General features: G+C 41.8%; 3 protein-coding genes. 2 read left to right on the forward strand and 1 reads right to left on the reverse strand.

Features of this window, described 5'->3' with window-relative positions; translation table 11 throughout:
* A partial coding sequence (locus tag LC574_RS34480; protein ID WP_229458103.1) for a hypothetical protein occupies positions 1-335 on the reverse strand: 335 nt, incomplete at its 3' end.
* A gap of 32 nt (positions 336-367) precedes the next feature.
* On the opposite strand from LC574_RS34480, the gene LC574_RS34485 reads away from it, so the two are divergent.
* Positions 368-1,249 (forward strand): 4-hydroxybenzoate solanesyltransferase, encoded by an 882-nt coding sequence (locus LC574_RS34485; protein ID WP_229458104.1) that lies wholly within the window; start codon positions 368-370, stop codon positions 1,247-1,249.
* Positions 1,250-1,547: 298 nt separating this feature from the next.
* Entirely contained in the window at positions 1,548-2,414 is an 867-nt protein-coding gene (locus LC574_RS34490) for a calcium-binding protein (protein WP_229458106.1), read from the forward strand.
* Positions 2,415-2,771: the final 357 nt, after the last annotated feature.

Below are 2,771 nucleotides of genomic sequence, written 5' to 3' on the forward strand. Positions count from 1 at the left end.
GGCTCATTAACGGAGTTCAAAGACTCATTCACGAGTATCAAAGACTCATTAACGGAGTTCAAAGACTCATTCACGAGTATCAAAGACTCATTAACGGAGTTCAAAGACTCATTCACGAGTATCAAAGGCTCATTAACGGAGTTCAAAGACTCATTCACGAGTATCAAAGGCTCATTAACGGAGTTCAAAGACTCATTCACGAGTATCAAAGACTCATTAACGGAGTTCAAAGACTCATTCACGAGTATCAAAGACTCATTAACGGAGTTCAAAGACTCATTCACGAGTATCAAAGACTCATCCCCTATTCCCAATCCCCAATCCCTACTCCCCACTCCCCACTCCCCACTCCCCACTCCCCACTCTTATGTTAAGGACGCCAGAACGCCCCCAGCAACCAGTTTGGCTTGTAATTGTCCGGCTTTTACGCTGGCATAAACCAGAAGGACGGTTAATTTTAATGATTCCTGCCCTTTGGGCTGTGTTTTTGGCAGCTTCTGGGAAACCGCCTTTACCTCTGGTTGGTGTGATTATATTAGGTACTCTGGCCACCAGTGCCGCCGGATGTGTTGTCAATGATTTGTGGGATCGAGATATTGATCCAGAAGTAGAGAGAACACGCGATCGCCCCCTCGCTTCTCGCGCCTTGTCTGTGAAAGTTGGGATTGTAGTTGCGATCGTCTCTCTAGCATGTGCAGCTATCCTGGCATTTTATCTTAACCCCCTGAGTTTCTGGTTATGCGTGGCAGCAGTGCCCGTAATTTTGCTTTATCCAGGTGCAAAGCGGGTGTTTCCTGTACCGCAACTGGTGCTTTCCATCGCTTGGGGTTTCGCCGTGTTGATTAGCTGGAGTGCAGTCACACAAACCATCTCCCAACCAACTTGGTTACTTTGGGGCGCGACTGTACTATGGACATTGGGATTTGATACAGTTTATGCTATGAGCGACAAGGAAGACGATCGCCGCATTGGTATTAATTCTAGCGCTCTATTTTTTGGGAATTATGCCCCTGTAGCTATTGGAATTTTCTTTGCTGGCACAATCTTGTTATTGGCTTGGTTAGGTGTACTCATACATCTGCACTTAGCCTTTTGGATTAGCCTTGCAGTTGCTACTATCGGATGGGTTTGGCAGTCTGTGCGATTAACACAGCGAGACTTACCTAATCCTGTTTATGGTCAGATGTTCCGGCAAAACGTCTGGATTGGTTTTATTTTACTTGCTGGGATGATTGCTGGCTCTTTTTAAATTGAAGCTTACTCCTAAGTTGAAGCGAATGCGCGTCTATGGGTGAAACAAAAATTAGTCATTGGTCATTGGTCATTAGTCATTTGTCATTAGTCATTAGTCATTGGTCATTAGCCTTTTGCATAAATATTTTTTGCCTCAAGCAAAGGTGTAAATAAAAGCGTGAAAAGAACGACTTTTGTAAGAAGTATATTAATTATTAGTTATTGGTCAATAACAAATGACAAATGACAAATGACAAATGACAAATGACAAATGACAAATGACAAATGACAAATGACAGAGAGCGATATTTAAAATGCGAATTATTTTTACCATTGCCCATTTTTTCAAACCTAGCGGTCAGGGTCGTCATGCTTCCCAACGCAAAGACCCAAAACCACGCTTGCAGGCGTTAACCAACAGCCTTACCGCCTTACACCAATTATTTGGTAAATCTCAAAGTATCATTAACATTGCTCAACGAATAGCTTTTCCCGCTAACCAGCCGCAGTCGCACGAATTAGATATTGTTATTTGTACAACCCAAGATAATCATCTTTTGAATCAGCTTCCTTTACCATCCCATTTATATAAGCATCATTCTACTAATGTAGAACCTCTGCTTTTGGGATTTGAGTGCCAAGCTGTTCTGCAAAGTTGTCTCGGTCAATATGATTATTACTGCTTCTTGGAAGATGACCTAATTATCCATGACCCTTGGTTTTTTATAAAATTAAATTGGTTTACCCAACAAGCGGGTGATTTAAATTTGCTCCAGCCAAATCGTTATGAAATCTCCCCTTACGGTTTGGTTAATAAAGCCTACATTGATGGGGATTTGGCTTTGCGAGTAACTGCTCCCTTTCAAAATGTGCAGGAGCAACCGGAACTCAAAGGTACAATTATGAATGCACCAATTATCTTTTGTCGTGCCTTTAATCCCCATGCAGGCTGCTACTTTTTGAATGCAAATCAGATGACTCATTGGGCTAATCAAACTTATTTCCTTGACCGGGATATCAGCTTTGTTGGGCCTCTAGAAAGTGCTGCAACCTTAGGAATTATGAAGACATTTCGGATTTACAAAACCTCACCGGAGCAAGCAAGTTTTTTGGAGATTCAGCACTCTGGAACTGGATTTCTAGGGCTAATTGGAGGACAGGTGAGTTTAGCACAGAGGTAAATCGAATTTAAGAGTTTGGTTTTTCTGAGGAAAATTAATGCGATCGCTATTTATCAAAACACATTAGCGATCGCAAAAAGACCATTTATAAGGGTAATCTTACAGCAGTTTTCATGTATTTGAATCACATCTGTCGTAAGGGCACAGCATTGCTCATTGGTGTCAACTTAAGCTAAAAATCGCTTATCTGTTGGCTTCGACGCCCGCCCAGAAATGAATTTCAGCGGCTCATAGCTAAAGTCTACTGAAGTAGACTAAAGATTTTTGGCTATATTTAGTCATCTTAAGATGACTTTCGCTATTAGCAAGGAACTGAAGTTCCTTGCGGGACATGGCTTTTACGTTAAGTTGACACGT

Source organism: Nostoc sp. CHAB 5715 (assembly GCF_020829685.1).
In the GTDB taxonomy this organism is placed as follows: Bacteria; Cyanobacteriota; Cyanobacteriia; order Cyanobacteriales; family Nostocaceae; genus Nostoc.

Bases quoted from the DNA above. Each gene is read 5' to 3' on its own strand.
- LC574_RS34485 (WP_229458104.1), top strand. From the start codon at position 368: ATGTTAAGGACGCCAGAACGCCCCCAGCAACCAGTTTGGCTTGTAATT.
- LC574_RS34490 (WP_229458106.1), top strand. From the start codon at position 1,548: ATGCGAATTATTTTTACCATTGCCCATTTTTTCAAACCTAGCGGTCAG.